This is a genomic window from Microbacterium sp. LWH12-1.2 (assembly GCF_040675825.1).
Classification (GTDB): Bacteria; Actinomycetota; Actinomycetes; order Actinomycetales; family Microbacteriaceae; genus Microbacterium.
Window position 1 is genome coordinate 44341 of sequence record NZ_JBEGIJ010000001.1, and the last position, 25748, is coordinate 70088.

A 25748-nucleotide genomic window follows, 5' to 3' on the forward strand; every position below is an offset into this window, starting at 1 on the left:
GGCATTCAGGCCACTGGATTACCGAGACCGGATGCCGAAGACTCGACTCATGACAAAGATCAACGCTCTCCTCGTCGGCGGTCCGACCCTTCACTTCACCTACGGCGGACTCGGATTCCTCACCGACCCGACCTTCGACGAGCCCGGTTCCTACCCCGGCGGCATCACGCTGCACAAGCTCACCGGGCCGGCCGTTCCGGCATCCGCCCTCGGTGCGATCGATGTCGTCCTGCTGTCGCACGATGAGCACGCCGACAACCTCGACGACGCGGGTCGTGCTCTGCTCCCGGGGGTGCCTCTCGTGCTCGGCACCGAAGGGTCCGCGACCCGCATCCCGCACGTCACCGGTCTCGCACCGTGGCAGGCGCATCGTGTCGGCGATGTCACAGTGACGGCGGTTCCGGCGCTGCACGGTCCGGAGGGTGCCGAGGCGCTGAGCGGCCCCGTCATCGGCTTCATCCTGCAGAGCGACGGAGAGCCGACCGTGTACGTCTCCGGTGACAACGCTTCGGTCGATGTCGTCCGCGAGATCGCTGAGCGATTCCCGCGTATCGACGTCGCCGTCCTGTTCGCGGGAGCGGCGAACGTCGGTCGCTTCGGCGATTCCGACCTGACCCTGAACGCCCGCACGGCGCTGGAGGCTGCCGAGGTGCTGGCGGATGCGGTGATCGTGCCCATCCACGCCGAAGGCTGGTTCCACTTCTCGGAGACGCGCGACCGTCTGAGGCTGATGTTCGAGTTCGCCGACCGTGGCGATCGGCTGCGCCTGCTCCCGCCGGGGGAGCGCGTCACGATCGGCTGAGCCGCGCACAGTTTGAGAGTGGGGCACCGGATGGCGTATGCTGACTCTTTGGTGCCCTTCTCGGTGCGCTCTTCGGAGCAACCGGATCGGGACATCATCCGAACGTGAGCCCTCCACTGGCGTGTTCCTCCCTCTCGGGAAGAACCACCCCGGAGTGGGATTCACGAACTCCTCCGTTCGAACAAGAAAGCAGCACTATCGTGACGCGCACTTACACCCCGAAGGCCGGCGAGGTCCAGCGTGACTGGGTCGTCATCGACGCCACTGACGTCGTTCTCGGCCGTCTCGCCTCGCACGCCGCAACGCTCCTGCGTGGCAAGCACAAGCCCACCTTCGCCAACCACATCGACTCGGGTGACTTCGTCATCATCGTGAACGCAGAGAAGGTCGCGCTCACCGGTCAGAAGCTCCAGAAGAAGCTGGCCTACCGCCACTCCGGTTACCCGGGCGGCCTGAAGTCGGTCACCTACGCCGAGCTCCTCGAGAAGAACCCGGTTCGCGCTGTGGAGAAGGCCATCCGTGGCATGCTCCCGAAGAACAGCCTGGGCCGTCAGCAGCTGACGAAGCTCAAGGTGTACGTCGGTGCCGAGCACCCGCACTCCGCGCAGCAGCCCCAGCCGTACACCCTCGACCAGGTCGCCCAGTAAGCGCCGTAAAGACTTAAGGACATACTCGTGGCTGACATTCAGGACACCAACGAAACCCCCCAGAACTTCTCGACGTCGACTCCCGAGACCGAAGCAGTCGAGGCGGCTCCCCGCCCCGTGCTGAGCGTTCCGGGTGCCGCTGTCGGCCGTCGCAAGCAGGCCATCGCCCGCGTGCGCATCGTTCCCGGCTCGGGCACGATCACGGTCAACGGCCGCACGATCGAGGACTACTTCCCGAACAAGCTGCACCAGCAGCTGATCAACGACCCGTTCACGGTGCTCAACCTCACCGGTGCGTACGACGTGATCGCCCGCATCTCCGGTGGTGGCCCCTCGGGTCAGGCCGGCGCGCTGCGTCTCGGCATCGCTCGTTCGCTGAACGGCGTCGACGAGGAGAACAACCGTCCGACCCTGAAGAAGGCCGGCTTCCTGTCGCGCGACGCGCGCGTCAAGGAGCGCAAGAAGGCTGGACTCAAGAAGGCCCGCAAGGCGCCTCAGTACTCGAAGCGTTAAGGTCCACTGCTCCGATGCCGATCTTTGGCACGGACGGTGTGCGAGGGCTTGCCAATGGCATCCTCACCGCCGACCTCGCGCTCACCCTGGCCCAGGCGACTGCTGTCGTCCTGGGCCAGGGCCGTACTGCCGAGGCGCGCAAGGCCGAGGGCAAGCGGCTCACCGCCGTCATCGCCCGAGACCCGCGTGTCTCCGGGCATTTCATCTCGGCCGCCGTGGCCGCGGGACTCGCGTCCTCTGGCGTTGACGTCCTCGATGCGGGAGTGATCCCCACCCCGGCGCTCGCGTTCCTGGTGGCTGACCGGGATGCCGACTTCGGCGTCATGGTGTCCGCCTCGCACAACCCGGCTCCCGACAACGGCATCAAGATCTTCGCGCGCGGCGGAGTGAAGCTCCCCGACATCGTCGAGGCGCGCATCGAAGACGCGATGACCGGTGAGAAGCTTCAGCCCACGGGTGCCGGTGTCGGTCGCATCAGCCGTTTCTCGGATGCTGAGGACCGCTACGTCGTGCACCTGCTCGGCTCGCTGCCGAACCAGCTCGACGGCATCCACGTGCTGCTCGACTGCGCGCACGGTGCAGCCGCAGGTGTCTCGCCGGAGACGTTCCGGGATGCAGGCGCCGAGGTCACCGTCATCGGCGCCGATCCTGATGGTCTGAACATCAACGACGGCGTGGGATCCACTCACCTGGACAAGCTCGCTGAGGCCGTCGTCCGTCTCGGAGCCGACATCGGCATCGCGCACGACGGCGACGCCGACCGCTGCCTCGCGGTCGACGCCGAAGGCAACGTCATCGACGGCGACCAGATCATGGCGATCCTCGCGGTCTCGATGAAGGAACGCGGCCACCTCGTCGACGACACGCTCGTCGCGACGGTCATGAGCAACCTGGGCTTGCACGTCGCGATGCGCGAGCACGGCATCACGGTCCGCCAGACCGCTGTCGGCGACCGTTACGTCCTCGAGGACATGAACGCCGGCGGCTACGCGCTCGGCGGCGAACAGTCCGGCCACGTCATCATGAGCGAGTACGCCACGACGGGTGACGGACTGCTGACCGGTCTGCACCTCGTCGCGGAGATGGCCAGGAAGAAGAAGTCGGCCGCAGAACTCGCCTCGGTGATGACCGTGTACCCGCAGGTGCTCATCAACGTGCGCGGCGTCGACCGCTCGCGTGTGAACGACGACGAAGGCGTGCTCGCCGCGGTCCGCGAGGTCGAAGCCGAGCTGGGCGAGACCGGACGCGTGCTGCTGCGCGCCTCCGGCACCGAGCCGCTCGTGCGCGTGATGGTCGAGGCAGCAGATGCCGAGTCCGTTCAGCGGCACGCAGAGCGCCTCGCAGACGTCGTTCGTGAGCGCCTCGCGCTCTGACAGGCGTACAGAACAACGAACCGGCCGGATGCTGAGATATCAGCATCCGGCCGGTTCGCTGTCGGTCGGAATGTCGGCGGGGAATCACGATTGTCGGTCCAGAACGGCCGATTCCGCCGACAAACCGTGTTCTGAGCCGACAAAGTGCACGCCGGAACGCGGCTGCGGGCGAGGTGACGGGACGGCGCTCCGCTCGGGCTCAGCGCTCGGCGACGCCGCCCCAGGTCAACTGCTCGATATAGCGCAGCAGCACGCCCTCGCGCAGCGCCCAGGGCGAGACTTCGAGTTCGTCGAGGTCGAGTGCGCGCATCGTCGTGTGCAGCGAGACGGCCGCGGCGACGATCTGAAAGGTGCGGTCGGGAGTGATGCCCGGAAGCTCCTGACGGGCGGATGCCGGCAGCCGGGCCAGCCGCGGGATCCACGATCCGAGCGCGGTGCGCGGAAGCAGCATCCGATCGCTCCCCGACCATCCGGGCGCGGGGTAGCCGACGAGCCGCGCCAGCGAGCGGATCGCTTTGGAAGAGCCGACCACGTGGTCGGGCTTCGGCAGGGCGGCGAACCGGGGGAGGATCGGCGCCAGCGTCGCGGCGGCGTGTTCGCGGAGCCGTTCGACGTCGTCTTCGCCCGGCGGATCGTTGGGCAGGAACTCCACCGTCATGCGCCCGGCGCCGAGCGGAACGGATGCGGCGGCGGCCGGCACTTCTTCGGCGCCGGCGGCGATCTCCAGCGACCCGCCGCCGATGTCCAGGAGCAGCAGCTGACCGGCCGACCACCCGAACCATCGCCGCACGGCGAGGAAGGTGAGTTCAGCTTCGGTCTCGCCATCGAGCACCTGGAGAGGCTGCCCGAGAGCCGCTTCGATGCGCGCGATGACGTCGTCGCCGTTGAGAGCTTCACGCACGGCGCTGGTGGCGGTGGCGAGCAGCGCATCGACCCGCTCGGCCTCGGCGACAGCGCGCGCCTGTGTGACGGCAGCGATCAGCGCCAGGACCCCCTCCTCAGTGATCGCGCCATCGGGCGTGAGATAGCGCATCAGCCGCAGGACGGTACGGTCGCTCGTCTTCGCCAACGGTCGACCTCCCGGGCGGACGTCGGCAGCCAGCAGATGGACGGTGTTCGACCCGATGTCGAGAACTCCTAAGCGCACTGTATGAGACTATTCGTTGGGGAACCACCCGGGGAACGAAGGAGCGCGACATGGAGATACCGCCGCGTCCCGACCTTCCAGGAGCCCGTCGAGCGCAGCGCCTTGCCGCGCAGACTCCGGTGCATACGAACCCGCGCGCCGCACGACGGCGGGGCTGGATCTGGGCGGTCGCGATCGTCTATCTCGTGATCCTCGTGTACATCGTCTTCTGGCCGGAGCCTTCGGACTTCGGGATCTCGCCCTGGCTGCGGCGGATCCGCGAGATCGTCCCGGCGCTCACCGCCACGCGGGTCGAATTCGTGGCGAACGTGCTGCTGTTCGTTCCCCTCGGCGCCGGTCTTGCGATGATGCTCCATCGGCATCGCTACCTGGTGGTTCCGCTCGGATTCCTCGCCACGCTGACCATCGAAGGCATCCAGGCGCTGCTGCTCGTTGGTCGCAGCCCGACCGTCATCGACCTGATCGCGAACTTCGCCGGCGCGTGCGTTGGCCTCGTCGCCGTCGCCGCCTTCGAAGGCCTGCTCCGCCATCGAGCGCCGGACTACTCCGGGGCGGCGCAGACCCGATAGATCCCGGTGTCCACGAGAGCTTCGGTTGTGCATGGCTCGACGGTGACCCTTGCTACGTTGGCCATGGCCTCGGCGTCGAACAACCCGAGGTGAGCTCCAGACAGAACGATGACCGGTGCGGTGCTTCCCCATGGCTGTGCCGCGAGCCAGGAGATATCGTTCTTGGCTACCCAGACGCGGATCGGTTCCACGATGATCCGTTGCGTTTCAAGAGTCTCCCGCCCAGGGGTGAAGGTCGATGACGCGTGCTGTACACCGCCTGCGCCGAGTCCGAGCACCAGCAACGCCGAACCGGCGACGGCCGCGATGCGGGCGGGGCGAATTTGCGTCTGCCACAGCATCCTTACTCCCCAGACGGCGACGGCCGCGAGGATCGGCAGGAAGGCGTACACCCCGGGAGAGGGGTGGCGAACCCAGAGTGGGAGGTGGGATGCGGTGGCCCACCAGCCGACATAAGCGGCGAGACCCACGACGGCCGCGAGTGCCGAGTACTGCACGACCGGGGGGATGCCAGCCCCTGCCTCAGGCGCAGCGCGGCGGCGCGCGATCATGAATCCGCCGACGATGAATGCGGATGCCGTGAGCGCGATGAGCAGCGTGAGCCACCACGGCAGGAACCAGGCATCGAGCAGCGTGCCGATCTTCTGCGTGATCGTGGTCGGTTCGTAGTTCTGCCCGCCGCTGCGGAGGAAGCCGACGAGGGCCCGGAGGTGGTCGACGTAGCCGCTCGTTCCCAGGGAGACGAAGGCGGCGACTTCGACGAGGAACGTGGGGAGGGCGACCAGCGACAGAGGCAGCCAGCAACGTTTGAGGGTCGCACGGAGGCGGTCCATGCCACGGCCGGGCGAGAGGATCCAGAGCGCGACGGCAAAGGCGGGCAGCACGAGCAGTGCGATGAGCTTGGCCTGCACCGCGAGACCGATGAGAAGGCCGGCGAGCCAGGCGCGCCGGGGCAGCACGACCAGAGCCCACACGATGAGTGCGGCGGCGGGAATCTCGCCGAGCAGATCGGCCGGACCCTGGATCGGGGAGATCGTCAGCGCCGAGTTGAACGCCAGCGGCACGGCCAGGGCGACGAGTGCCGCCCAGCGTCCGCCGATGCGCCGGCCGAGCACGGCCAGGCCGGCGAGGAGGAGAACCCAGTATGCGAGAGGGATGAGTCGGGCGCCGATGACCGGGTCGATGCCGGTCGTGAGGACGCCCGCGACCGGAAGCAGCACCGAGACGCCGGTGGAGATCCGCGGGTCGAAGGGCGTCAACGTCGACCCGGAGAGAGCGCCGTCACTCGTGTAACCGAGCCCGGCGAGCAGGTTCAGCGGCACCGTGAGATTGAACGCTTCGTCCTCCCACAGGCGCATGACCACGAGGCTGTGCCAACCGACGATGACGTGCGCCGCGATGAGGGATGCCGCGAGCAGCCAGAAGATCGCAGTTCGCAGGTTCTTCATGGGCTGTCCTTCGGGCATTCGCGCGGCTCGTCGGTGCGGGCTATCGCTGGGCGGGAGCCGTCGGGATGCTGCGCAGGGGAGCGCCCGGCTTGAGGGACCATGACCAGACCTCGCCGAGAGCGGCGCGTGCGAAGCGGCGCAGTCGCTGCGGCGGGAGGCTCGGTCGGGGCGTGCCGCCCCACATCGTGCCCGTCTCGGATTCGCCTCGCCGGGGGATGCTCAGCACGCGGAGGTAGCGGACGGTCAGGCCGAGACGCGCCTCCGCCAGTGAGAAGTGCACGTGCGGAACGAGAGCGTCAGCCGGCACCGCATCGAGAAGGCGGTTGATCGCCTGCGGCCGGTAGGCGCGCAGAGGAGTGTTGACGTCGGGGATGCGGCGGCCCGCGGCGACAGCGATGAGCGTGCCGACCGATGCAGTGAGGGCTTTGCGGAACCAAGGGTCGGTGCGGCCGTCGCGAACACCGTGCACGACATCGGCGTTCTCTCGCACGAGCGCCGAGACGAGCCGGGGGAAGTCTGGGCCGATGAACTGTCCGTCACCGTCGACGTGCACGAGCACGTCAGGATCGAGCATCATGCCGGCGCGGTACGCGGCGAGGGCGGTGGGGCCGTGGCCGCGGTTTGCCGGCTGACGCTCGACATGCACGTCGTCGATGCCGTCGAGTGCTGCGGGCGTACCGTCGGTGGACTGGTCGTCGGCGACGACGAAACTGATCCGCTCCGCGACGGGCGCGAGGTGCTCGCGGATCTCGTCGATGAAGCCGCCGATGCCCTCTGCCTCGTTGTAGGCGGGCATGACGACGACGAGATGGGCTACTGGCACTGGCGGACCTCACTGCGATGCGTCGAGAGCGGACGATCGCACTCCCTTCTAGACTAATGGAGACATGGAAATTCGCTCACGCCTGCGCCGACTCGCCTCCGTCGGTGGCCGCTTCCTCATCGTCGGCGGGGTGAGCACCCTGATCGAGGTGGGTGTGTTCAACCTGCTCGTCTACGTCTGGGGCGTCGACCTCGTCTGGGCGAAGGTGATCGCGTCCCTGGTGGCACTCGTGAACGCCTACATCGGAAACCGCGAGTGGACGTTCCGTCACCGTGACCGGCGCGGCCGCGTCAACGAGCTGGTGCTGTTCGTGCTGGTGAACGCCGCATGCACCGCGCTGGGCGCAGCGCTGGTGTGGTTGGGCGTGCAGATGCTCACGGGCATTCTGGATCGGACGCCGGGGCCGCTGGGCGTCAACGTCGTCAACCTCGTCAGCATCGTGATCGTGGTGCTCCTGCGGTTCGTGCTGTACCACAAGATCGTTTTCCGGACGGCTCCCGCAGCCGCGGTCGCTGCGGACTGAGGCCTGGCCGGCGCCTCCGGTCGCACTTCGTGCGGGTGCCGGGTCGCGCGGGCGACGTCAACTGCGACCGGAACGCCGAAAGGGCGATCTGGAACTCCTCAGCGTGCGTCAGACGCCGGCCTTGGCCTTCGCCCGGCGCTTCGGCTTCGCCTGGGCCGTGCTCAATTCGGTCGGAGCCTGCTCGAGGGTGTGCGTCGACCCGTAGGTATACGCGCCGTAGGCGTAGCTGTCGGGGCCCTTCGTCGGCAGCATGGTGACGACGACGCCGAGCATCGAGACTCCGGCGGTGTCGAGCGTGCGGATCGCGCCGGTGAGCTCCTGCTTCTTCGTCTTGCCGGATGCGGCGGCCAGGATGACGCCACGGGCCTTCTTGCCGATCACCGCGGCATCCGTCACCAGCAGCAGCGGCGGCGCATCGATGAGCACGTAGTCGAAGTACTCGCCCAGGGGCTTGAGGACCTGGTCCATCGCGGCAGAGCCGAGCAGCTCCGAAGGGTTCGGGGGAATGCGACCGCTGGGCAGCACGTACAGGTCGTTCGCGCCCCACTTCTGCAACGCATCGGGCACGTCGATCCGCCCGATGAGCACGTCGGTGAGGCCGACGCCGCCCTCGATGCCGAGGTAGTCGGCCACGCGAGGCAGGCGAAGGTCGCCGTCGATCAGGGCGACGCGAGCCCCGGTCTCGGCGAGGGCGATCGCAAGGTTCGCCGTCGTCGTCGACTTGCCCTCGCCGGGGCCGGAGCTGGAGACGACGAAGATGCGGGGGCCGGACTCGACGTTGAGGAACTGCAGGTTCGTGCGCAGGGTCCGGAAGGACTCCGCACGCGGGCTGCGAGGGTCGGCGTGCACGATGAGCGGACGCTTGGTCGCATCCGGGTCGTACGCGATGCCGCCGAGCATCGGCTTGTCGGTGATGTGCTCGATGTCGTGGAGCGTGTGGATGCGGGTGTCGAGCACGGTGCGCAGCATGGCGACACCGACACCGGCAGCGAGGCCGAAGATCCCGCCGAGCAGGATCAGCATGCGCACGTTCGGGCTGGTCGGAGCCGTCGGCGGCACCGACGGCTCCGTGATCGTGATCTGCACCGGGCTTGTCGTGCCTTCGGCGGCGGGTTGCTCGAGGGTGCCCTGCACGGCTGCCGAGAAGCTCTTCGCGACCTCGTTGGCGATATCGGCCGCGGTGTCGGCGTCGCCGTCGGTTACGGCGATGTCGATGAGCACCGTGTTCAGGGGGGTGCTCGCGGAGATGCGTGAGCTGAGTGCTGCGACGGACGTGTCGAGGTTCAGTTCTTCGATGACCGGCTCGAGCACGAGCGCGGTGCCGACGACGTCGACGTAGCTCGTCACCATCTGCCGAGCGAACGTGGTGCCCTGCACCAGGTCGCCGGTCGCGGCGCCTTCGGTGCGCACCGAGACGTAGAGCTGGGTGGATGCGACGTACTTCGGCTGCTGCAGCAACGCGTAAGCGGTGCCGCCACCGAGCCCGAGCAGCAGAAGCACCAGGATGAGGATCCAGTTCTTATGCAGGATGCGCACGTAGTCGCGAAGTTCCACGAGGAATTCTCCTGAGTTCTTTCGTTCAGTTCATCGTTGGGAGCGCGGTCCGGAGTGATACCGGAACCTTCCCCGTGCGCTCATGCATTGCTGTGATGCGCCCCATACGCGTATGTGCCGTATGCCGTCTTGTCTGCCCCGCTGGTGGGGAGCATGGTTACAACAGTACCCAGCACGCGCGAATCCGCCGCCTCGATGCGCTGCGCGGCTTCTGCGAGTCGAGGCTTCGTCGTGGATCCCGCCGCGGCGACCAGGATGGCGCCGGTGGCGAATCGCGACACCACCGCGGCATCCGTCACCAGCAGCACCGGGGGCGTGTCGATGATGACGACGTCGAATGCGGTGGTGAGCGTGGCGATCAGACCCTCCATCGCCGGCGACCCGAGAAGTTCGGCGGGGTTGGGAGGGATGGTTCCCGAGGGGAGGAGGAACAGCGCGCCGCGCCCCCAGCGCTGGATGACGTCGTTCACCGCGACGCGGCCGACGAGCACGTCGCTCAGGCCGACGCCTCCCTCGATGCCGAAGCGCTCGGCGACCCGAGGCAGGCGCATGTCGCCGTCGACGAGGGCTACCCGCATCCCCGATTCGGCGAATGCGATGGCCAGATTCGCGGCCGTGGTGGTCTTCCCCTCGCCGGGGCCAGAGCTCGTGATCACGAACACGCCCGGCTCGCCGGACGGGAAGACGAAGCGCACGTTGGTGCGCAGGCTGCGGAATGCTTCGGCGAGCGGATCTTGCGGGGCGGATGCGACGATGAGCGGCCGCGAAGCGGCATCCGGATCGTGCGCGATGCCACCGAGCACCGGGGCCGTGACCGTCGACTCCAAGTCGGCCAGGGTGCGGATGCGTGTGTCGAGCACCGTCCGCAGCATTCCGATTCCGATGCCGGCGCCGAGGCCGATGACGGCGCCGATGATCAGCGACATGCGCATGTTGGGAGCGACGGGTTCGAGGGGCACCTGAGCCGCCTGCAGCGGGATGATGCGGATGCGGAAGGCGGTGTCCTCCGCGCGCTTCTCGAGTTGTTCAGACACGAGGGTCGCGAAGCTGTCGCCGATCGCGTTGGCGATGCGAGCAGCCTGTCCGGGATTCGTGTGGGTCACCGAGATGGAGATGATCGTGCTGCGGATGCCGACGGAGGCACGCACGCGCTCGGCGAGTTCCGGGGCTGTCGTCGGCAGGCCGAGATCGTCGATCACCGGGTCGAGTACCAGGGAGCTGGTGATGATGGAGCGATAGGTCTCGACGACCTGCTGCGCGTAGCTCGTGCCCTGGGTGAGTTCGATGGCGGTCGCACCGTCGCGAGCGTTGACCGAGATCATGAGCTCGGTGGATGCCTCGAACCGCTGCGGCGTGAACATGGCGATCAATGCCCCGCTGGAGACGCCGATCAACAGGCACGCGACGATCAGCACCAGCTGGCGTCGCAGAATCCGCACGAAATCGGGAAGATCCATGGGCGCTCCTGGTAGCGGGGAAGGGCGAGGAACAGACCGCGCGGGTATGTTCGTCTGAGGACAACTATAGGTACGCTCACGACACTGCCGAAAAGACATCACGGAAAAGCCGCATGACCACACTCGCACAGCTCTTCCCGCAGGGCCCTCGCATCGAAGAGGCGTCGACGACGTTCGACGACCACCACACCGTGCGACGGCTCACGGAGATGTTCGGCGATCCGAGCGACGACTTCGACATGACGAGGCCGCGCGCCAGTGTGCAACGTCTGTCGCAGCTCGTCGAGGAGGCGGTGGCGGATGCCGCGCCGGCGACCATTCCCGCACCCCCGGCGTCGGCCAAGCGGCGTCGGCGTCGCCGGTTCGACGGACTGGCCGCGGCGGCGGCCTCGCTTGCGATCGTCGGCGTCGCCACAGCGGGGATCGTCGGGGGAGTGCAGATGGCGAACGCGAGCCCTGCCGACGGGGTCATGCAGTCGCTGCGCGCGGATGAGGCGATGATCCAGAACGCCGAGCAGGCGTTCATGTCTGCGCATGACCGGCTGTCCGCGAAAGCGGTGGCGGGCGAGGCGAATGCGGCGGCGCTGCGCACCGCGGTCGACGGAGCACGCACGGCTCCCGATCCGCGGTCGACAGATGGTGCCGCGACGATCGCGATCCTCGATGCGGTGCTGGCCGACGGGATCATCGCAGAGATCGACAGGCACGCGGCGGCGTTGCAGGCGGTCGTGCTTCCGGAACCAGTCGACCCATATGTCCGCAATGACATCGACGAGGACTCGTTGTCAGAGGTCGGCGTGGCGATCGACGACGCGCAGGCCCAGCTCGCCGAGCTCGACGCGGCGACAGCTGAATTGCGTGAGGGGCGGACGAAAGTCGAAGACCTCGATGCTCAGCATGCGACGACTCTCGAAGGCCTTGCGGCATCGTTCACTGCTCTCGGCATCAAGGCGATCGAAGAGAACCCAGACGCTGAGGCGCCTCTGCGCGACGCGGTGACGGCTGCTGCCGCACACGTCGTGAGCTCGAAGCTCGGCGGTGCCGAGGGAGCAGCGGCGGTCACCGCTTACCGCGATGCAGTGGTCGCGCTCGTCACGGATCAGGCGATCACGGAGGAGGAGCGCGCCGAGGCCGCACGCCGGGAGCGGCAGAACCGGCAGCAGAATCAGGAGCCCGACCCGACCCCGACCGAAGAGCCGGTCGTGCCCAATCCGGAACCGACCGCTCCGCCGGTGGAGGGCGACCCTGAGATCGGCGACGGTCTCCTCTGACCCTGCCTGGTTGAGCGAGCGCTGCGCATCCCTCCGTTCGTTGAGCGAGCCCAGCATCTCTCCCGTTCGTTGAGCGAGCCCAACGTCTCTCCCGGTCGTTGAGCGAGCGCAGCGAGACGAAACACGCCCAGATCCCGCGCACAATTCCCCCGCCCATCGCCCGCGAAACCCACAAAGATCCCGCAGTCTTCCGCAGACATCGTGCACGGATTCTTCGACTGGGTGTGGAATCATAGGTTTCAGTGCTTGGGGGAGCGCAGAGAAAGTTGATCCGTGTGGACCCGACGCTGGATGAGCCATTGATGACCGGAGAGATCTCTACCATGCAGACCAAGTCAATGGCACAGAAACGCCGACGCGGGCTCGCGGCAGCGGTCGACGGCGGAGCCTGGGCTTTCGGCATCGTGCTCGCCGTGGCCTTGCGGTTCGAGTTCGTGATGGAAGCGCGCGGCTGGATCTCGACGATCCTGCTCGGGTTCGTTGCAGCGGGGCTGCACATCGCTGCCGGCTACTACCTCGCGCTGTACCGGGGCCGCTATACATACGGATCCTTCGAAGAGGTACGCACCCTCGGGCTGCTCGTGCTCGCCGAGACGATCGTCATCGCGCTGTTCATCATTCCGCTCGGCCCGCTGATCGGCGTGCCCCGCGGTACCTCCTTCCTGGCAGCTCCTCTTGTGCTGCTGCTCATGTTCGGCGTGCGCTACGTCGCTCGGCTCATGATCGACCGTGCGCGTAAGCCCGGTGCCGACGCCGAGCCGGCTCTCATCATCGGCGCGGGGTACATCGCCGATCGCCTGTTGCACCAGGTCAACACCGATCCGCTGTCGCCGTTCCGCCCAGTCGGACTGCTCGACGACGACCCCGCGAAGGCCAACCTGCGCCTGCGCGGTGTCTCCGTCATCGGCCGCACGAACGAGATCGAAGCTGCTGCGCGCGATACCGGAGCGACGATGCTCATCATCGCGGTCGGCCAGGCAGACAGCGCGCTGATGCGAAAGTTCAGCGACCAGGGCGAGAAGGCGGGTCTGCGGGTTGCAGTCACCCCGACCCTGGCCAGCCTCCAATCCGGCGCGGAGTCCCCGTCCGATGTGCGCGACATCAGCATCGAAGACCTCATCGGCCGCAACCCGGTCGACACGAACGTCGAGCAGATCGCCGGGTACGTCACCGGAAAGCGGGTTCTCGTCACGGGAGCGGGCGGGTCGATCGGATCCGAGCTCTGCCGTCAGCTGGCGAAATACGGACCCAGCGAGCTGATCATGCTCGACCGTGACGAAACCGGCTTGCAGATGGCGCAGTTGGGGACCAAGGGGCACGGTCTTCTCGACACCAACGAAGTCGTGCTCGCCGACATCCGTGACCCAGAGCTGATGAACGCCCTGTTCGATGAGCGTCGCCCGGAAGTCGTGTTCCATGCGGCGGCGCTGAAGCACCTGCCGATGCTCGAGCAGTACCCGGATGAGGCATGGAAGACGAACGTGCTCGGGTCGCTCAACATCATCCGGGCCGCCCGCCGGGTCGGGGTGACGACGTTCGTCAACATCTCCACCGACAAGGCAGCAAACCCCACCAGCGTGCTCGGGCACTCCAAGCGCGTCGCCGAGAAGCTCACAGCGTGGGCGGGCGAAGAGACCGGGATGCGCTACCTGTCGGTGCGTTTCGGCAACGTCATCGGGAGCCGCGGCTCGATGCTGCCGACCTTCCAGTCATTGATCGCCGCCGGGGGCCCGATCACCGTCACGCATCCAGAGGCGACTCGCTTCTTCATGACGATTCCCGAGGCCTGCCAGCTGGTGATCCAGGCGGGCGGCATCGGCCGCGCCGGCGAAGTGCTCATCCTCGACATGGGCGAGCCGGTGTCGATCCTCGACGTCGCGAAGCGCATGATCGCGATGTCAGGGCGGAACATCGAGATCGTCTTCACCGGACTGCGTCCTGGCGAGAAACTGCACGAGGAGCTCGTGGGGCACAAGGAGAACCTGGCGCGTCCGTTCCATCCGAAGGTGTCGCACACCCGTGCCGACGTGATCACCCCCGAGCGGCTCGACAAGGCAGGCTGGGAGGCGCGGATGAAGGCGAATCCGCGGAACAACGACACGGCCATCATCGAACGACCGAACCTGGAGAAGGCTGAACGCGCGTGAGTGAACGCATCTACATGTCGTCACCTGATGTGACGCAGCTCGAAGAAGACGCCGTCGTGGCAGCCATGCGATCCGGGTGGATCGCGCCGCTCGGCCCCGATGTCGACGCGTTCGAGCGCGAGCTCGCCGACCGGGTCGGGGTGGCAGAGGGCGTCGCGCTGAGTTCCGGCACAGCCGCCCTGCATCTGGGACTCATCACTCTGGGGGTCAAGCCCGGCGACATCGTGGTGACCTCGACGATGACCTTCGCGGCCACGACGAACGCGATCATGTACACGGGCGCCGAGCCGTACTTCGTCGATGCGGATGCTGCCACCGGAAACATGAACCCGGCCCTCCTGCGCACAGCGCTCGGGCGCCTGAGCGCAGACGGCGAGCACGTGGGGGCGATCGTTCCTGTCGATCTGCTCGGCAAAGCCGTCGACTACACCGAGATTCTCGCGATCGCCGACGAGTTCGGTGTCCCGGTGCTGGCGGATGCCGCAGAGTCACTGGGCGCCAGTCACGGAGGAAAGGCAGCCGGCTCATTCGGCCGCGCGTCGATCGTGTCATTCAACGGCAACAAGATCATGACGACCTCGGGCGGCGGGATGCTGCTCACCGATGACGCTGCGTTCGCGCAGCACGTGCGCTACCTGGCCACGCAGGCGCGTCAACCGGTCGTTCATTACGAGCACACCGACGTGGGCTATAACTACCGCATGAGCAACCTCCTCGCGGCCCTCGGGCGGGCGCAGCTGTTGCGTCTGGACGGGATGATCGCGAAGCGCCGTGAGATGCGCGAGCAGTACAAGGGGCTCTTCGCCGACGTCGCCGGCGTCGAGGTGTTCGGCGGAGACAGCGACGGCGACGACAACGTGTGGCTGACGTCGATCCTCATTGATTCGGACACCACGGGCTGGAAGCCGCAAGAGCTCTCCGCGGCGCTCGCCGCAGACAACATCGAGAGCCGCCCTCTGTGGAAGCCGATGCACAAGCAACCGGTGTTCGAGAACTACCGCGGCGAGATCGACGGTACTTCAGAGGCGCTGTTCGAGCGCGGGTTGACGCTTCCGAGCGGATCGGCGCTCAGCGACGGCCAGCGCGAGCGGGTCATCAGCGCGATCTCCGCCTTCCTCGACGCGCAATGATGTCGACGAAGGCCGTCCGTCCCATTGGGTCATTCTTTGAAAGCGCACCTGAGCTATCTCTCGGGGCGCAGTCTGAGCCGCCGTGGGCGCGAACCGGAGCCGTTCAGTACGCTCAAACGGGAAGGCAAGTTCTCGCAGCTCTGGCAGATATCTTGGAGCACGAGGGTCGTGACACGTTGTTGGTGCCCGCGTACTTGTGTGAAAGCATGCTCGTCAGTTTCGCGCCAGAGCGCTGGACATTTCGCCCATACGAGGTCACGGAGCGGCTTGAGATCGTGCCTGACGACTTGGTTCGAATCGCGGAAGACTGTGAGCCGACGCGAACGGCAGCGCTGACGATCGCCTATTTCGGTGCAGAGCCGAGCGTGGCCCACATCGAGGCGGTGCGAGAACTGCAGCTACAAGGATTCCGTGTGATCGAGGATGAGACGCACAGAGTTCTGGGTGCTCTCACGCCCCTCGGGGACTACGGGTTCGCAAGCTTGCGCAAGGTGCTGCCGGTGGCCGACGGAGCCTACTTGCGGGGCGTGAAATCAAACCTCACGCTCCGGGATCGCGCTCATCGAGGCTGGGAAGCGATGGACCTGAAGCGGGCAGGCGAGCTCACGCAGGCGCGGGTAGTTTTCGCAGAAGCAACAGACTCACTCGAAAGTAATGAAGACCTTTCCCCTGTGCGGGCGAGTGCGCGCACAATGCGGACAATCCAGGAACTCGACTACGGCTACATGAGATCCCAGCGTCGGATGAACGCACAGGCCCTTCAGAGATCTCTCTTCCAGAACGATCGTGCCCGACTCATATCGGCGGCCGATGTGCCGTCACATGTCGTAATTCAGGTCGACGACGCGATGTGGACACAATCCGAGCTTGCGAAGAGGGGCATCTTCTGCCCGATTCATTGGCCGAAGCCGGCGCGCATGGGCTCGGTCCCATGGCACAAGGGACTGCTTTCCCTGCCGATCGATCACCGCTACGACGCGGCTGATATGGATCGTGTCGGCGCAACGCTCGCGGAGGTGCTCGCATCATGATCGTCTTGACGGATAAGCAGGAAGCAGGGGAACGCTCGCTGTACGCGTCCGAAGATTACGGCAAGGCGGTCGCTGCTGCCGACGGTGGTTCGTGGCTCGAGCTGCGGGACGGAGATGGCGAGTGGTGTATTCCACTCATCGCACGCCCAATTTCGAATTCGCTCATGTCCGATGCCGTAACGCCGTACGGGTACGGCGGCGTGCACGTGGGCGACGGCCTGAGCTCTACAGACGTCTCGCGCCTCTGGGGCGAATCGCGCAGAGTGCTTTCGGAGGCAGGAATCGTGTCATTGTTCCTGCGCTTCCCGCCCTTCATCCCCACCCAAGCGAATCGTCTTGCTGGCTTGCCGGGACTTGAAGTAACGCCAGTTTCGCAGACATTCGTCGTTCCGCTTGCCGACGGAGCGGATATGTGGGCGGCGATGCACAAGCGAGGGCGCAATGCCGTCCGCACCGCCGAGAAGAACGCATGCCGAGCTGAGATCGTAGCCATCGAGGAAGCGAACCTGCGCGACACTCGTGAACTTTACGAGCAGACGATGCATCGTGTCGGCGCCGCTGATCATTACTTCTTTCCGGATGAGTACTACAAGGCACTGATGGGACTCGGGGATCGCATAAAGGTGGCGCGGGTGATCGACGCTCGGGGAGAGATAGTGGCGGCGAGCTTCATCCTCCGAGACGAGCAGCATGCGCATTACCACCTGTCAGGTTCGACAGGATCCGAGTCGGGCGCCAACAACCTCATGATCTGGGCGGTGATGCAGTGGGCGGCCGATGAGGGAATCACGGCTCTGCATCTCGGTGGCGGGGTGACCGTGGGGGATTCGTTGCATCGCTTCAAGGCGGCGTTCGGGGGCAAGGAAGCCGACTTCCACGTCGGCAAAGCCATTCTCCAGCCTGAGCATTATCGGCAGCTCGTTGACCGGCGCGCGGTTGAAATCGGAGTGGATCCGATCGTGCTGAACAGCGGGACCTTCTTTCCGGCGTATCGTGCCGCGGGCTGACGAGATCCGGAGAGATCAATGAATGAAACGGTGGAGCAACGCGGTATGTCGATTGACAGCGAATCTAAGATCAAGAAGATCAACGTCCTCATCTTTCCCGCTGGTGCCGAGAATGCAATTGAGGTATTTCGCGCGATCCGCAACTCCGTGCACATCAACGCATTGGCGGCGTCTAGTCGGGACGACATCAGCGGCCTGATTTACGACCAGCCGGTACTGAGTGTCCCCGAGATGAGTGCACCAGACTTCTTGGAGCGGCTAAACGAGCTGATCGACGTGAATAGCATCGACGTGATATTCCCGACACATGACTCAGCAGCACTTTTCCTCGCCGAGAATGCCGATCGAATTTCCGCCAGGATTCCGAACTCGGACCTTCAGACGAATCTTGTCTGCCGCCACAAGGCGCACACGTATGAACTTTTTCGCGGCGAGCAGTTTTGTCCTGACGTGCTGGATCCGACGGTCGATGAACCGGAGTTCCCGCTCTTCGCGAAGCCCGATGTGGGGCAGGGCAGCAAAGGAGTGCGCATGGTGCAGGATCGGGAGGAACTAGAAGCAGTCCAGCGAGAGCCTGGGATGCTGGTGTTGGAGTATCTTCCGGGGAGGGAGTACACCGTTGAGTGCTTCACTGACAGCGAGGGGCGCTTGCTTTTCGTCGGCACCCGCGAGCGTGTGGAAGTGCGCATGGGCATCTCGTTCCGCAGTCGCGAGGCCGCAACCACCCCAGAGATTGCGGCCGTTGCAGAGCGCATCAATGAGTTGATGACCCTACAAGGTCTGTGGTTCTTCCAGCTCAAGGAGGCCAAGGACGGCACGCTCAAGTTGCTCGAGGTCTCCACCCGAGCTCCCGGCAGCGGAGGATTCTTCCGCCACAAGGGAGTCAACCTCCCTCTCTTGACTGTCTTCGACCTTCTGGGCAGGCCAGTGGAGATCTCTTCAAGCCCGTTTCAGGTCGAGATGTTCAGATCAACGACCAATCACTATCGCTATACATTCAGCTTCGCCCATATCTATGTCGACCTCGACGACACGCTCGTCATCAATGGCCGTGTGAACGCCGATCTTGTCCGGTTCCTCTACCTGGCAATCTCCAGCGGAAAGCGGCTCGTCCTGATTACCAAGTCCGTCGTGGACCCTGATGGCGTCTTGCGTGCCCATCGTCTGGACCCGAAGTTGTTCGACGAGATCATCCACCTCGGAGCGGACGATAAGAAGTCGGACTTCATCACACAGGCAGATTCAATTTTCATCGACAATTGGTATCTGGAGCGCCGCGAAGTGGCCGAGGCTCGAGGCATTCCGGTCTTCGACGTGGATGCTGTGGAAGGGTTGGTGCATTCGCTGTGACACTCACCCGCGTTGCCATCTTCTCCTTTGCCGATATCGACAACTACGGAGACATTCTTTTCTCGCACATCGTGCGACGCGAACTGCAACTGCGTCGTGACGACCTGATCGTGGATTTCATCTCGCCTACCGAGGCTCGCGTGGGGGATGAATGGTACCGCGCCTATGACAGAGACGAAATCGACGGCAAGTACGATGCACTCGTGCTGGCGGGTGGCGAAGTCGTTCACTTTTTTGATCGGCGCAGCTGGGACCCGATTTACGAGCGGCGGGGCGTCAGCGTGCCATCGGGACGAGCGTCCGATGTGGTCTGGGACTGGGCTGACCTCCAGTCGCGAACTAAGACGTGGCTTTCAGTTGGGGTTCGCCCATTTGAGGACCAGGCTGACCCATCCCGCGTCGCTGCCACACTAGACAAACTGGACTTCATTTCCGTACGAGGAGTGCTGTCACGGAAGATTCTCGAAGGCGGGGAGTACCTCGAAGTTGATGATCGTATTCGTGTCACGCCGGATCTTGGGTGGCTGTTCCCGCGCCTACTTCGTCCAGAATCCGGCGGGCTGGAGTCCCCTCCGGCCGCCTTGACCGCTCCGGAGGAGCCCTACGCGGTCTTCCAGTTTCATAACATCACTGAGGCTGAGTGCTCGCGAATTGCGGAGATGTTGCGCGAGTTCAAGGATGCAACGGGCCTCAGGGTCGTGCTTGTCCCGGTGATACACCTGTGGAACGATCGTGCCTCGATGCAGCCGATCATCGATGCCGCCGGCGGCGAGATCGAGATGCCGGACGAGAAGTTGGAGCCATTCGAGATCCTTCGTATCGTCGCGGGGGCGACAGTGGTGATGTCATCGAGTTTGCACGTTGCCATCACCGCTCTCGCTTGCGCGATCCCTGCCGCTGTGTTCAACAAATGGCCAGGAACCAAGTTTCAGGACCTCTTCGGGCTGCAGATGCGAGCAGGGATGTTCATCCGCTCCGTTGAAGACATCCCAGCGGCGCTCACTGGCCTCCTCGCGGAACGAGACAACCCGGTCGCCTTGCGCTCGTACCGCGACTTCATGGCTGCATCTCTCGACCGAACTTTCGACGAACTGGCCGCGGTGCTGTGATGAAGACCTACTCAGCTGTGGTGAAACCGTTCGCCGATGTGCTGATCGCGCTGATCGCGCTGATCGCGCTGTCTCCGCTTCTCATCCTCGTGACGATGGCTCTCGCTATTCAGAACAAGGGGAATCCCTTCTTCGCCCACCCGCGGGCGGGCAAGGATGCCAAGCTCTTTCGAGTTATCAAGTTCCGCACGATGACGAATGCACGTGATCGTGAAGGACGCTTGCTGGCCGACCGCGATCGGTTGACCGCTCTCGGGAAGACGGTGCGCAAACTGTCGATCGACGAGCTTCCCCAATTGCTCAACATACTCAGGGGCGAGATGAGTCTGGTCGGGCCCCGCCCCTTGGTGCCTGAGTATCTGCCGTACTACTCGGCGCATCATGCTCGCCGGCATGATGTCAAACCCGGCGTCACGGGGCTGGCACAAGTATCTGGGCGTAACCGTGTGCCCTTCAGCAGGCGATTCGATCTCGACGTCGAATATGTCGACAATGTCTCGGCCCGCCTCGATCTTACGATCCTGTGGCGGACGGTCCTTGCGGTGTTTCGGCCAAGCGACATCACTATGGGCAATGATCTGAAGGCAATCGACGATGTCGGTGTCACCCGCGGTCTGCCCGATCACTATTTCCACCGGACACCCGAGCCTACCCGAGCCCCTCGCGTGTGGGTGGTGAATCACTACGCCTCGGCGAAGTCTGAGAGTGGCAACAGCGGCCGCCATTATTCGCTTGCTCGTTGTTTATTGAGCTCCGGTTGGAAGACGACTGTCATTGCTGCGACGACTCAGCATCCGTCGGGGCGCCAACTATTCCCTGGCTTTGCGCTCACGCGGCGGGCCGACGACAACGGAGTGGATCGTCTATGGGTCTGGTCGAACTCGTATCGTTCAGGCGTGACTCGTCTTGTGGGGATGGTTGTATTCACTCTCGGGGTGTTGTTCCGACCAAACACGCGAGGATTGGAGCGGCCTGACGTCGTGATCGGGAGCACGGTGCACCTTCTCGGAGCATGGGCAGGCGCCCGGCTAGCAAAACGCTATCGCGTACCCTTCGTCTACGAGGTCAGGGACATCTGGCCAGAGACGCTTGTCGACCTCGGCGCTCTGCGAGAAAACGGAATGTTGGCGCGAGCGATCAAGTCGTTTTCGCTTTCGCTGGCGAAACGAGCTTCCTTGGTCTTGTCTCCCCTGCCAGGATTGGGTCGCTATCTTTCGGAGAATGGCGTCAGCACTCCTTTTGTCTGGATCGCTAACGGGACCGATCCGTCCCTCGCTGCTGAGGGCCTCCCAGCTGAGCCACGTGACGACAGCGGATTCACCTTCATGTACCTCGGCGCTCATGGGAGGGCCAATGCCCTCGATACGCTCTTGGCGGCTTTCGATCGTGCGTGCGAGTTGATGCCATCCACTGACCTGCGGTTCCGCTTGGTCGGAGCTGGGCCACTGCGGGACTCGCTCATCGAGGCAGCGCAGAAGCTTCCGTATGGAGAAAGGATCCGGTTCGAAGAACGCATACCGCGCTCGGAGGTGATCGACCGTGCCAGGCAGTCTGATTGTCTGGTCGTCAACCTGCGGGACCGACCGATTTACAAGTACGGGATCAGCCTGAACAAGTTGTTCGACTACATGCTCGCGGGTCGTCCCATCATCATTGGAAGCAGCGCCTTCAATGATCCAGTCAAGGACGCCGGAGCTGGCATCACCGTACCCGCGGACGACGTCGAGGCCCTTGCTGAAGCCATGGTCCACGTCGTTCGCCTCAACAACAAGGATCGTGACGAAATGGGCAGTCGAGCCAGAGAGCATGTACTGACGGAGTACTCATATCAGGTACTTGCTTCGAAGCTGAGCGCCTCACTCGATAGGCTGATCACCTCATGACTCGAGTGGTTCATGTCTCATCGGCACATCCGTGGAACGATAACCGGATCCACTTCCGTGAAGCCACGAGTCTTGCGCACGCGGGATACGACGTCACTCTTGTCGCGGTTGCGACCGCGGACGCACCGCCTCCCGGCGACGTCCGAGTTCGCACCCTTCCTCGCCTCCGGCGAACCTGGCGGGTGCTCTTTTCGGCCCCGCGCGCAGTCGCGATGGCACTGTCGACGCGAGCGCGTATCGTCCACTTGCATGATCCAGAACTGATCTGGGCGATCCCGCTCTTGCGTGTGCTGGGACGAACCGTTGTCTACGATGCTCACGAGGATCTGCCCGTTCAGGTCTTGGACAAGCCGTACACGAATGCCGTAACCCGGCCGATACTGGTGGGGGCCGCTCGCGCTCTGTGTTGGCTGGCTGGCACGAGCACCGCGGTGATTGCCGCGACCGAGCAAGTGGCATCCCGATTCCCGTCGTCGAAGACTACTGTCGTTCGCAACTTCCCGCCGCTCCTCGAGAACGAGGCGACAGCCCCTGCCGTTGAGTCCAGAGATCCGCTGATGGTGTACATCGGGGCTATCGGCAGGGCGCGCGGGGCAGACGTCATGGTTGAGGCGATGGCACACCCTGATATGCCACAGGGCTGGATGTTGCGGCTCGCGGGTTCCATGCCTGCTCAGCTTCATGAACGGTTGGCCGCCAACCCAGGCTGGGAGAAGGTCGAGTATCTCGGGGTGCTTCCACCTCAAGAAGCACGAGAACTGCTGCTCAGCGCCCGCATCGGATTCGCGGTGTTGCAGGCGACCCCCGCCTACGTCGATGCTTTGCCCACAAAGATGTTCGAATACTTCGCGGCCGGCGTCCCAGTAATCGCCTCGGACTTTCCGCTGTGGCGAGACATAATCGATCGCCACGAGTGCGGGCAGGTGGTGGATCAGCGAGACCCGGCCGCAATCGCGCGTGCTGTGCGACGCTACGCCGATGATCCTGCGCTCCTGGCGCAGCACGGCGCCAACGCGCGGCGCGCTGCGGTCGAATCATTGAATTGGGCGAGCGAGGCGAAGCAGTTGATTCAGGCGTACAGCGCGCTTCCCGATAGAGGTGCTCGACGCTCGTGATCTTCCGCGGCGCGGTCTCGAAAATCCTCGTTGGGACGCTAATCGGTCAAGGAACCGTACTGCTCGTTTCCCCGATTCTTTCTCGTCTATATACTCCGGCGGACTTCGGGGCATTCGCCATGGTGACGGCCGTATGCGCCGTCCTCGGTTCTGTCGCAACCTTCAGCTGGGAGCGTGCAGTAGTTCTTCCGCGTGAAGATGCGGATGCACGCGCGCTTGTGAAGCTTGGTCTCCTGACCATGACGGTAGTCACGCTTCTCATCACGCTCGTTGCTTACTTCGCTCGTCGCCCGTTGGCTGAGCTCTCCGGAGTGGTGATCTTGGAGAGCTACTGGTGGGTGATCCCGGTAAGCCTTTTCGCGATGAGTCTGAATGCGCTGGTGTCGGCATGGGTTGTGCGCCGGCAGGACTACTCTGGGTTGGCAGTTCGCAATGCTTCTCAGGGAATCGCGCAGGCGCTCTGGAGCGTCGGCATCGGCATGCTCAGCGCGACGCCCCTCGGACTGATAACGAGCCTGGCGGTGGGGCGGACCGCTGGGCTTTTCGGTCTTGGCATACGTCGGCGGCGCGGTGGCGTGCGGAGCGACGCAGCGACCGAAATCGCGCCGATGTCTGCTGTGCTCTGGCGATACAAGCGATTCCCATTGGTCAACACCTGGTCGAGTGCAATCAACTCCATCGGCCTTCAGCTGCCTGCGCTGCTTCTCGTCGCTCTATACGGGGCCCTGGAGGCAGGCCTGTTCGCCTTGACGATGCGCGTGTTGGCGGCGCCGGTAGGAATGATCGTGGATGCGGTCAGCAAGCACTTTGAGAGCACTTTCGCACAGCGCCTACGAACCGGGCAGCCGGGGCTACGGCGAATGGTCCTCGTGCTGGCAAGAAATCAGGCTCTGCTAGGGATCGTTCCCGCTCTCGTGGTGGTGATCACGGCGCCCTGGTTGTTCGTCCTGATATTCGGAGCGCAATGGGGCGGATCTGGTGTGTACGCCCAAGTAGTGGTTGTCGCCTACCTCGCACAGTTCATCGTGGTTCCTGTCTCGCGTGGTCTCGTGCTGCTTGAGCATCAAGCACAGCAGTTCGCATGGGACGTCGGCAGAGCCGTCGGCGCGGCTGGCGCGATCGTCGTTGCGTACGTCCTGCACCTCGAGATGATCTGGGCGCTTTCGGCGTGGACGGCTGTGCAGCTACTAAGCTATGCAGCCATGTTCTTGCTCGTGGTGCGCGCCGCCACCGCTCGGGACCGAGTGACCGATGCCTCAGGGGGTGACGACGATTGAGCTCGCCAAAGATTTCAGCCGACTCGGCGATGTTCCGCCGCACGGCTTTGGCGAGCAAGAAGCGCAAGGAGAAGCGCTTCGTTTTGTTGATCGTCCGCAACCTGTTGGGCGTGCCTGCAGCTCTTCTTGCGTATGCATTTACGCTCCATTGGACGTATCAATCGATCATTCAGCCGGCGTTCGCCTACGCGGGCCAGCGGTATGTGCCGGCTCCGTTGCCGTTCGTCCTTTTGACATTCATGATTGCCGTTGCGACTGCATGGATGCTGCCGCAACGATTGACGCGCCCATCGTCAGCCGTTCTGTGGGTTCTCTACGCGGTCACGATCGCTCCGACGATCTTGATGAGCACTTATGGAGGCGTCCTTGAGTTCCAGGACGCCGTACTCATGTCCTTGGGCTTCGCAGCGGCATTCGGGGTCGTGTGCCTCGGGGTGCGTGCGCGTCCTGTCCGACGTCCGTTGTTCCCCCGCCCGACATCCACAACCTTCTGGATCGTGGTAGTCGCATTTTCTGTTCTGGTCTACGGTTACCTTGCGGCCGAAGCGGGGCTGAGCCTTAGATTCCTGTCCATCTTCGACGTCTACGACGTGAGAGAGGACTATGCGGACGCTCTGTCGAGCGCAGGCCTGCTTGGTTACCTCGTCTCGACACAGGCAAATGTGGTCAACCCGCTCATCATGGCGCGAGGTCTGATGTCGCGTCGCTGGGCTCTCGTCGCAGTCGGTGTGCTCGGACAGCTCGTCATCTATTCGGGAACTGGATTCAAGACGGTCTTGTTCAGCGTTCCGGCGCTGGTGATCGTGGCGCTTATGTTCCGTGCTAACCTCCGCCCTCGCGCGCTCAATTTCATTTGGGGCTCGTCCGGGCTAATCCTGGTCGCCGCTGCCTTGGATGTGCAGTCAGACGGGATTGTCTGGTCGTCCTTGTTCGCGCGGCGATTTCTTATCACACCGGCGCGGCTTTCTCAGCAGTACTTGTCGTTCTACGGTGACGGTCCTTATGAAATGCTGTCCCATTCGGTGCTTGCCCCGTTCTTCCCAAACCCGCCGTATCCCCGTGGCCCCGCGCGAATGATCGGATATTGGGTGTCAGGTTCCCCGGAGCTATCGGCAAACGCCAATCTCTTCGCCGATGGGTATGCTCACTTCGGTTGGTTCGGTGTATTCGGTGCCGGCATCGTCTTGCTTGTGTTCCTCCGGATTCTTGACCGTGCCGCGCATGGGTTGCCCACCGTGATATCTTCTCTCGTCGTCGTAATGCCAGCCGTTGCGCTATCGAACACGTCGATTCTGACATCCATGCTTTCTCACGGTCTCTTGGCCATGGTCATCCTTCTTGCTCTCGCGCCGAGGCGGGGATGGGGCCCCGGTGCCAGCCCAAGCGCCAGCGGAGAGAGCCAGCAGACTTCCCCCGTGGGGAGGCCTTTCCCCGCAGCGAGGCGAAATACCTCTGCGGTTGCTGAACGGGCAGCCGGCGTTGCAACCCGGGCCGTTCGCCCCCAATCGCGTTCGAGAGAATCATGACCGACGGACTTGGCCCGAACGACCTCACCAACTCACCATCGCGGTC

General features: G+C 64.4%; 22 protein-coding genes. 17 read left to right on the top strand and 5 right to left on the bottom strand.

The genetic code is table 11. The features are described from left to right. Window positions 1-49: 49 nt before the first annotated feature. The 4 genes from MRBLWH12_RS00210 to glmM all read left to right on the top strand — a co-directional run bounded on the left by MRBLWH12_RS00210 (window position 50) and on the right by glmM (window position 3335). Window positions 50-802 carry an MBL fold metallo-hydrolase gene (locus MRBLWH12_RS00210; RefSeq protein WP_363544740.1) on the top strand — a complete coding sequence of 251 codons (753 nt, stop codon included), beginning with the start codon at window positions 50-52 and terminating at the stop codon, window positions 800-802. A gap of 200 nt (window positions 803-1002) precedes the next feature. After that, a complete protein-coding gene (gene rplM / locus MRBLWH12_RS00215) occupies window positions 1003-1449 on the top strand; it encodes a 50S ribosomal protein L13 (RefSeq protein WP_341975758.1) in 447 nt (148 codons plus the stop codon). 27 nt (window positions 1450-1476) lie between these two features. Further along, window positions 1477-1962 carry a 30S ribosomal protein S9 gene (rpsI, locus tag MRBLWH12_RS00220; protein WP_341975757.1) on the top strand — a complete coding sequence of 162 codons (486 nt, stop codon included), beginning with the start codon at window positions 1477-1479 and terminating at the stop codon, window positions 1960-1962. A gap of 14 nt (window positions 1963-1976) precedes the next feature. Continuing rightward, the gene (glmM, locus tag MRBLWH12_RS00225; protein WP_363544744.1) at window positions 1977-3335 is read left to right on the top strand and encodes a phosphoglucosamine mutase; all 1359 of its coding nucleotides are present in this window, start codon (window positions 1977-1979) and stop codon (window positions 3333-3335) included. Between the two features lie 199 nt (window positions 3336-3534). Here the strand turns inward: glmM and MRBLWH12_RS00230 are convergent, their stop codons facing one another. Next, on the bottom strand, window positions 3535-4482 hold the full coding sequence (locus MRBLWH12_RS00230; protein WP_363544746.1) for a Ppx/GppA phosphatase family protein: 948 nt from the start codon (window positions 4480-4482) through the stop codon (window positions 3535-3537). Between the two features lie 50 nt (window positions 4483-4532). Between MRBLWH12_RS00230 and MRBLWH12_RS00235 the strand changes: the two genes are divergently transcribed. Next, entirely contained in the window at window positions 4533-5051 is a 519-nt protein-coding gene (locus MRBLWH12_RS00235) for a VanZ family protein (protein ID WP_363544749.1), read from the top strand. On the opposite strand, the gene MRBLWH12_RS00240 is transcribed toward MRBLWH12_RS00235, so the two are convergent. Next, window positions 5024-6499, bottom strand: a complete 1476-nt coding sequence (locus tag MRBLWH12_RS00240) for a hypothetical protein (protein ID WP_363544752.1) — start codon at window positions 6497-6499, stop codon at window positions 5024-5026. The genes MRBLWH12_RS00235 and MRBLWH12_RS00240 overlap by 28 nt on opposite strands. Before the next feature lie 40 nt (window positions 6500-6539). Next, entirely contained in the window at window positions 6540-7322 is a 783-nt protein-coding gene (locus MRBLWH12_RS00245; protein WP_363544755.1) for a glycosyltransferase family 2 protein, read from the bottom strand. A gap of 64 nt (window positions 7323-7386) precedes the next feature. Here MRBLWH12_RS00245 and MRBLWH12_RS00250 point away from each other — a divergent pair, with 64 nt between their 5' ends. Beyond that, the gene (locus tag MRBLWH12_RS00250; RefSeq protein ID WP_363544758.1) at window positions 7387-7845 is read left to right on the top strand and encodes a GtrA family protein; all 459 of its coding nucleotides are present in this window, start codon (window positions 7387-7389) and stop codon (window positions 7843-7845) included. A 108-nt stretch (window positions 7846-7953) separates the two neighbouring features. Here the strand turns inward: MRBLWH12_RS00250 and MRBLWH12_RS00255 are convergent, their stop codons facing one another. Together MRBLWH12_RS00255 and MRBLWH12_RS00260 are read right to left on the bottom strand one after the other, a co-directional pair. Beyond that, complete coding sequence (locus tag MRBLWH12_RS00255; protein ID WP_363544761.1) at window positions 7954-9399, bottom strand: polysaccharide biosynthesis tyrosine autokinase; 1446 nt, start codon at window positions 9397-9399, stop codon at window positions 7954-7956. 80 nt (window positions 9400-9479) lie between these two features. After that, on the bottom strand, window positions 9480-10856 hold the full coding sequence (locus MRBLWH12_RS00260) for a polysaccharide biosynthesis tyrosine autokinase (protein ID WP_363544764.1): 1377 nt from the start codon (window positions 10854-10856) through the stop codon (window positions 9480-9482). A gap of 113 nt (window positions 10857-10969) precedes the next feature. Here MRBLWH12_RS00260 and MRBLWH12_RS00265 point away from each other — a divergent pair, with 113 nt between their 5' ends. The 11 genes from MRBLWH12_RS00265 to MRBLWH12_RS00315 all read left to right on the top strand — a co-directional run bounded on the left by MRBLWH12_RS00265 (window position 10970) and on the right by MRBLWH12_RS00315 (window position 25702). Continuing rightward, window positions 10970-12127, top strand: a complete 1158-nt coding sequence (locus MRBLWH12_RS00265) for a hypothetical protein (RefSeq protein ID WP_363544767.1) — start codon at window positions 10970-10972, stop codon at window positions 12125-12127. Window positions 12128-12465: 338 nt separating this feature from the next. Then, entirely contained in the window at window positions 12466-14274 is a 1809-nt protein-coding gene (locus MRBLWH12_RS00270) for a nucleoside-diphosphate sugar epimerase/dehydratase (RefSeq protein ID WP_363544770.1), read from the top strand. Further along, window positions 14271-15404, top strand: a complete 1134-nt coding sequence (locus MRBLWH12_RS00275; protein WP_363544773.1) for a DegT/DnrJ/EryC1/StrS family aminotransferase — start codon at window positions 14271-14273, stop codon at window positions 15402-15404. The genes MRBLWH12_RS00270 and MRBLWH12_RS00275 overlap by 4 nt, the downstream gene beginning before the upstream one ends. A 206-nt stretch (window positions 15405-15610) precedes the next feature. Then, the gene (locus tag MRBLWH12_RS00280) at window positions 15611-16435 is read left to right on the top strand and encodes a hypothetical protein (protein ID WP_363544776.1); all 825 of its coding nucleotides are present in this window, start codon (window positions 15611-15613) and stop codon (window positions 16433-16435) included. Then, window positions 16432-17442, top strand: a complete 1011-nt coding sequence (locus tag MRBLWH12_RS00285; protein WP_363544778.1) for a GNAT family N-acetyltransferase — start codon at window positions 16432-16434, stop codon at window positions 17440-17442. The genes MRBLWH12_RS00280 and MRBLWH12_RS00285 overlap by 4 nt, the downstream gene beginning before the upstream one ends. A gap of 18 nt (window positions 17443-17460) precedes the next feature. Then, complete coding sequence (locus tag MRBLWH12_RS00290; RefSeq protein WP_363544781.1) at window positions 17461-18792, top strand: ATP-grasp domain-containing protein; 1332 nt, start codon at window positions 17461-17463, stop codon at window positions 18790-18792. Next, window positions 18789-19901, top strand: coding sequence for a polysaccharide pyruvyl transferase family protein (locus tag MRBLWH12_RS00295; RefSeq protein WP_363544784.1), 1113 nt, complete (start codon window positions 18789-18791; stop codon window positions 19899-19901). Before MRBLWH12_RS00290 ends, MRBLWH12_RS00295 begins: the two co-directional genes overlap by 4 nt. Next, the gene (locus MRBLWH12_RS00300) at window positions 19901-21784 is read left to right on the top strand and encodes a sugar transferase (protein ID WP_363544787.1); all 1884 of its coding nucleotides are present in this window, start codon (window positions 19901-19903) and stop codon (window positions 21782-21784) included. Before MRBLWH12_RS00295 ends, MRBLWH12_RS00300 begins: the two co-directional genes overlap by 1 nt. Continuing rightward, window positions 21781-22899, top strand: coding sequence for a glycosyltransferase family 4 protein (locus tag MRBLWH12_RS00305; RefSeq protein WP_363544790.1), 1119 nt, complete (start codon window positions 21781-21783; stop codon window positions 22897-22899). The genes MRBLWH12_RS00300 and MRBLWH12_RS00305 overlap by 4 nt, the downstream gene beginning before the upstream one ends. Further along, window positions 22896-24176, top strand: coding sequence for a lipopolysaccharide biosynthesis protein (locus MRBLWH12_RS00310; RefSeq protein ID WP_363544793.1), 1281 nt, complete (start codon window positions 22896-22898; stop codon window positions 24174-24176). The genes MRBLWH12_RS00305 and MRBLWH12_RS00310 overlap by 4 nt, the downstream gene beginning before the upstream one ends. Beyond that, window positions 24173-25702: a hypothetical protein gene (locus MRBLWH12_RS00315; protein WP_363544796.1), complete on the top strand. Its 1530-nt coding sequence runs from the start codon at window positions 24173-24175 to the stop codon at window positions 25700-25702. Before MRBLWH12_RS00310 ends, MRBLWH12_RS00315 begins: the two co-directional genes overlap by 4 nt. Window positions 25703-25748: the final 46 nt, after the last annotated feature.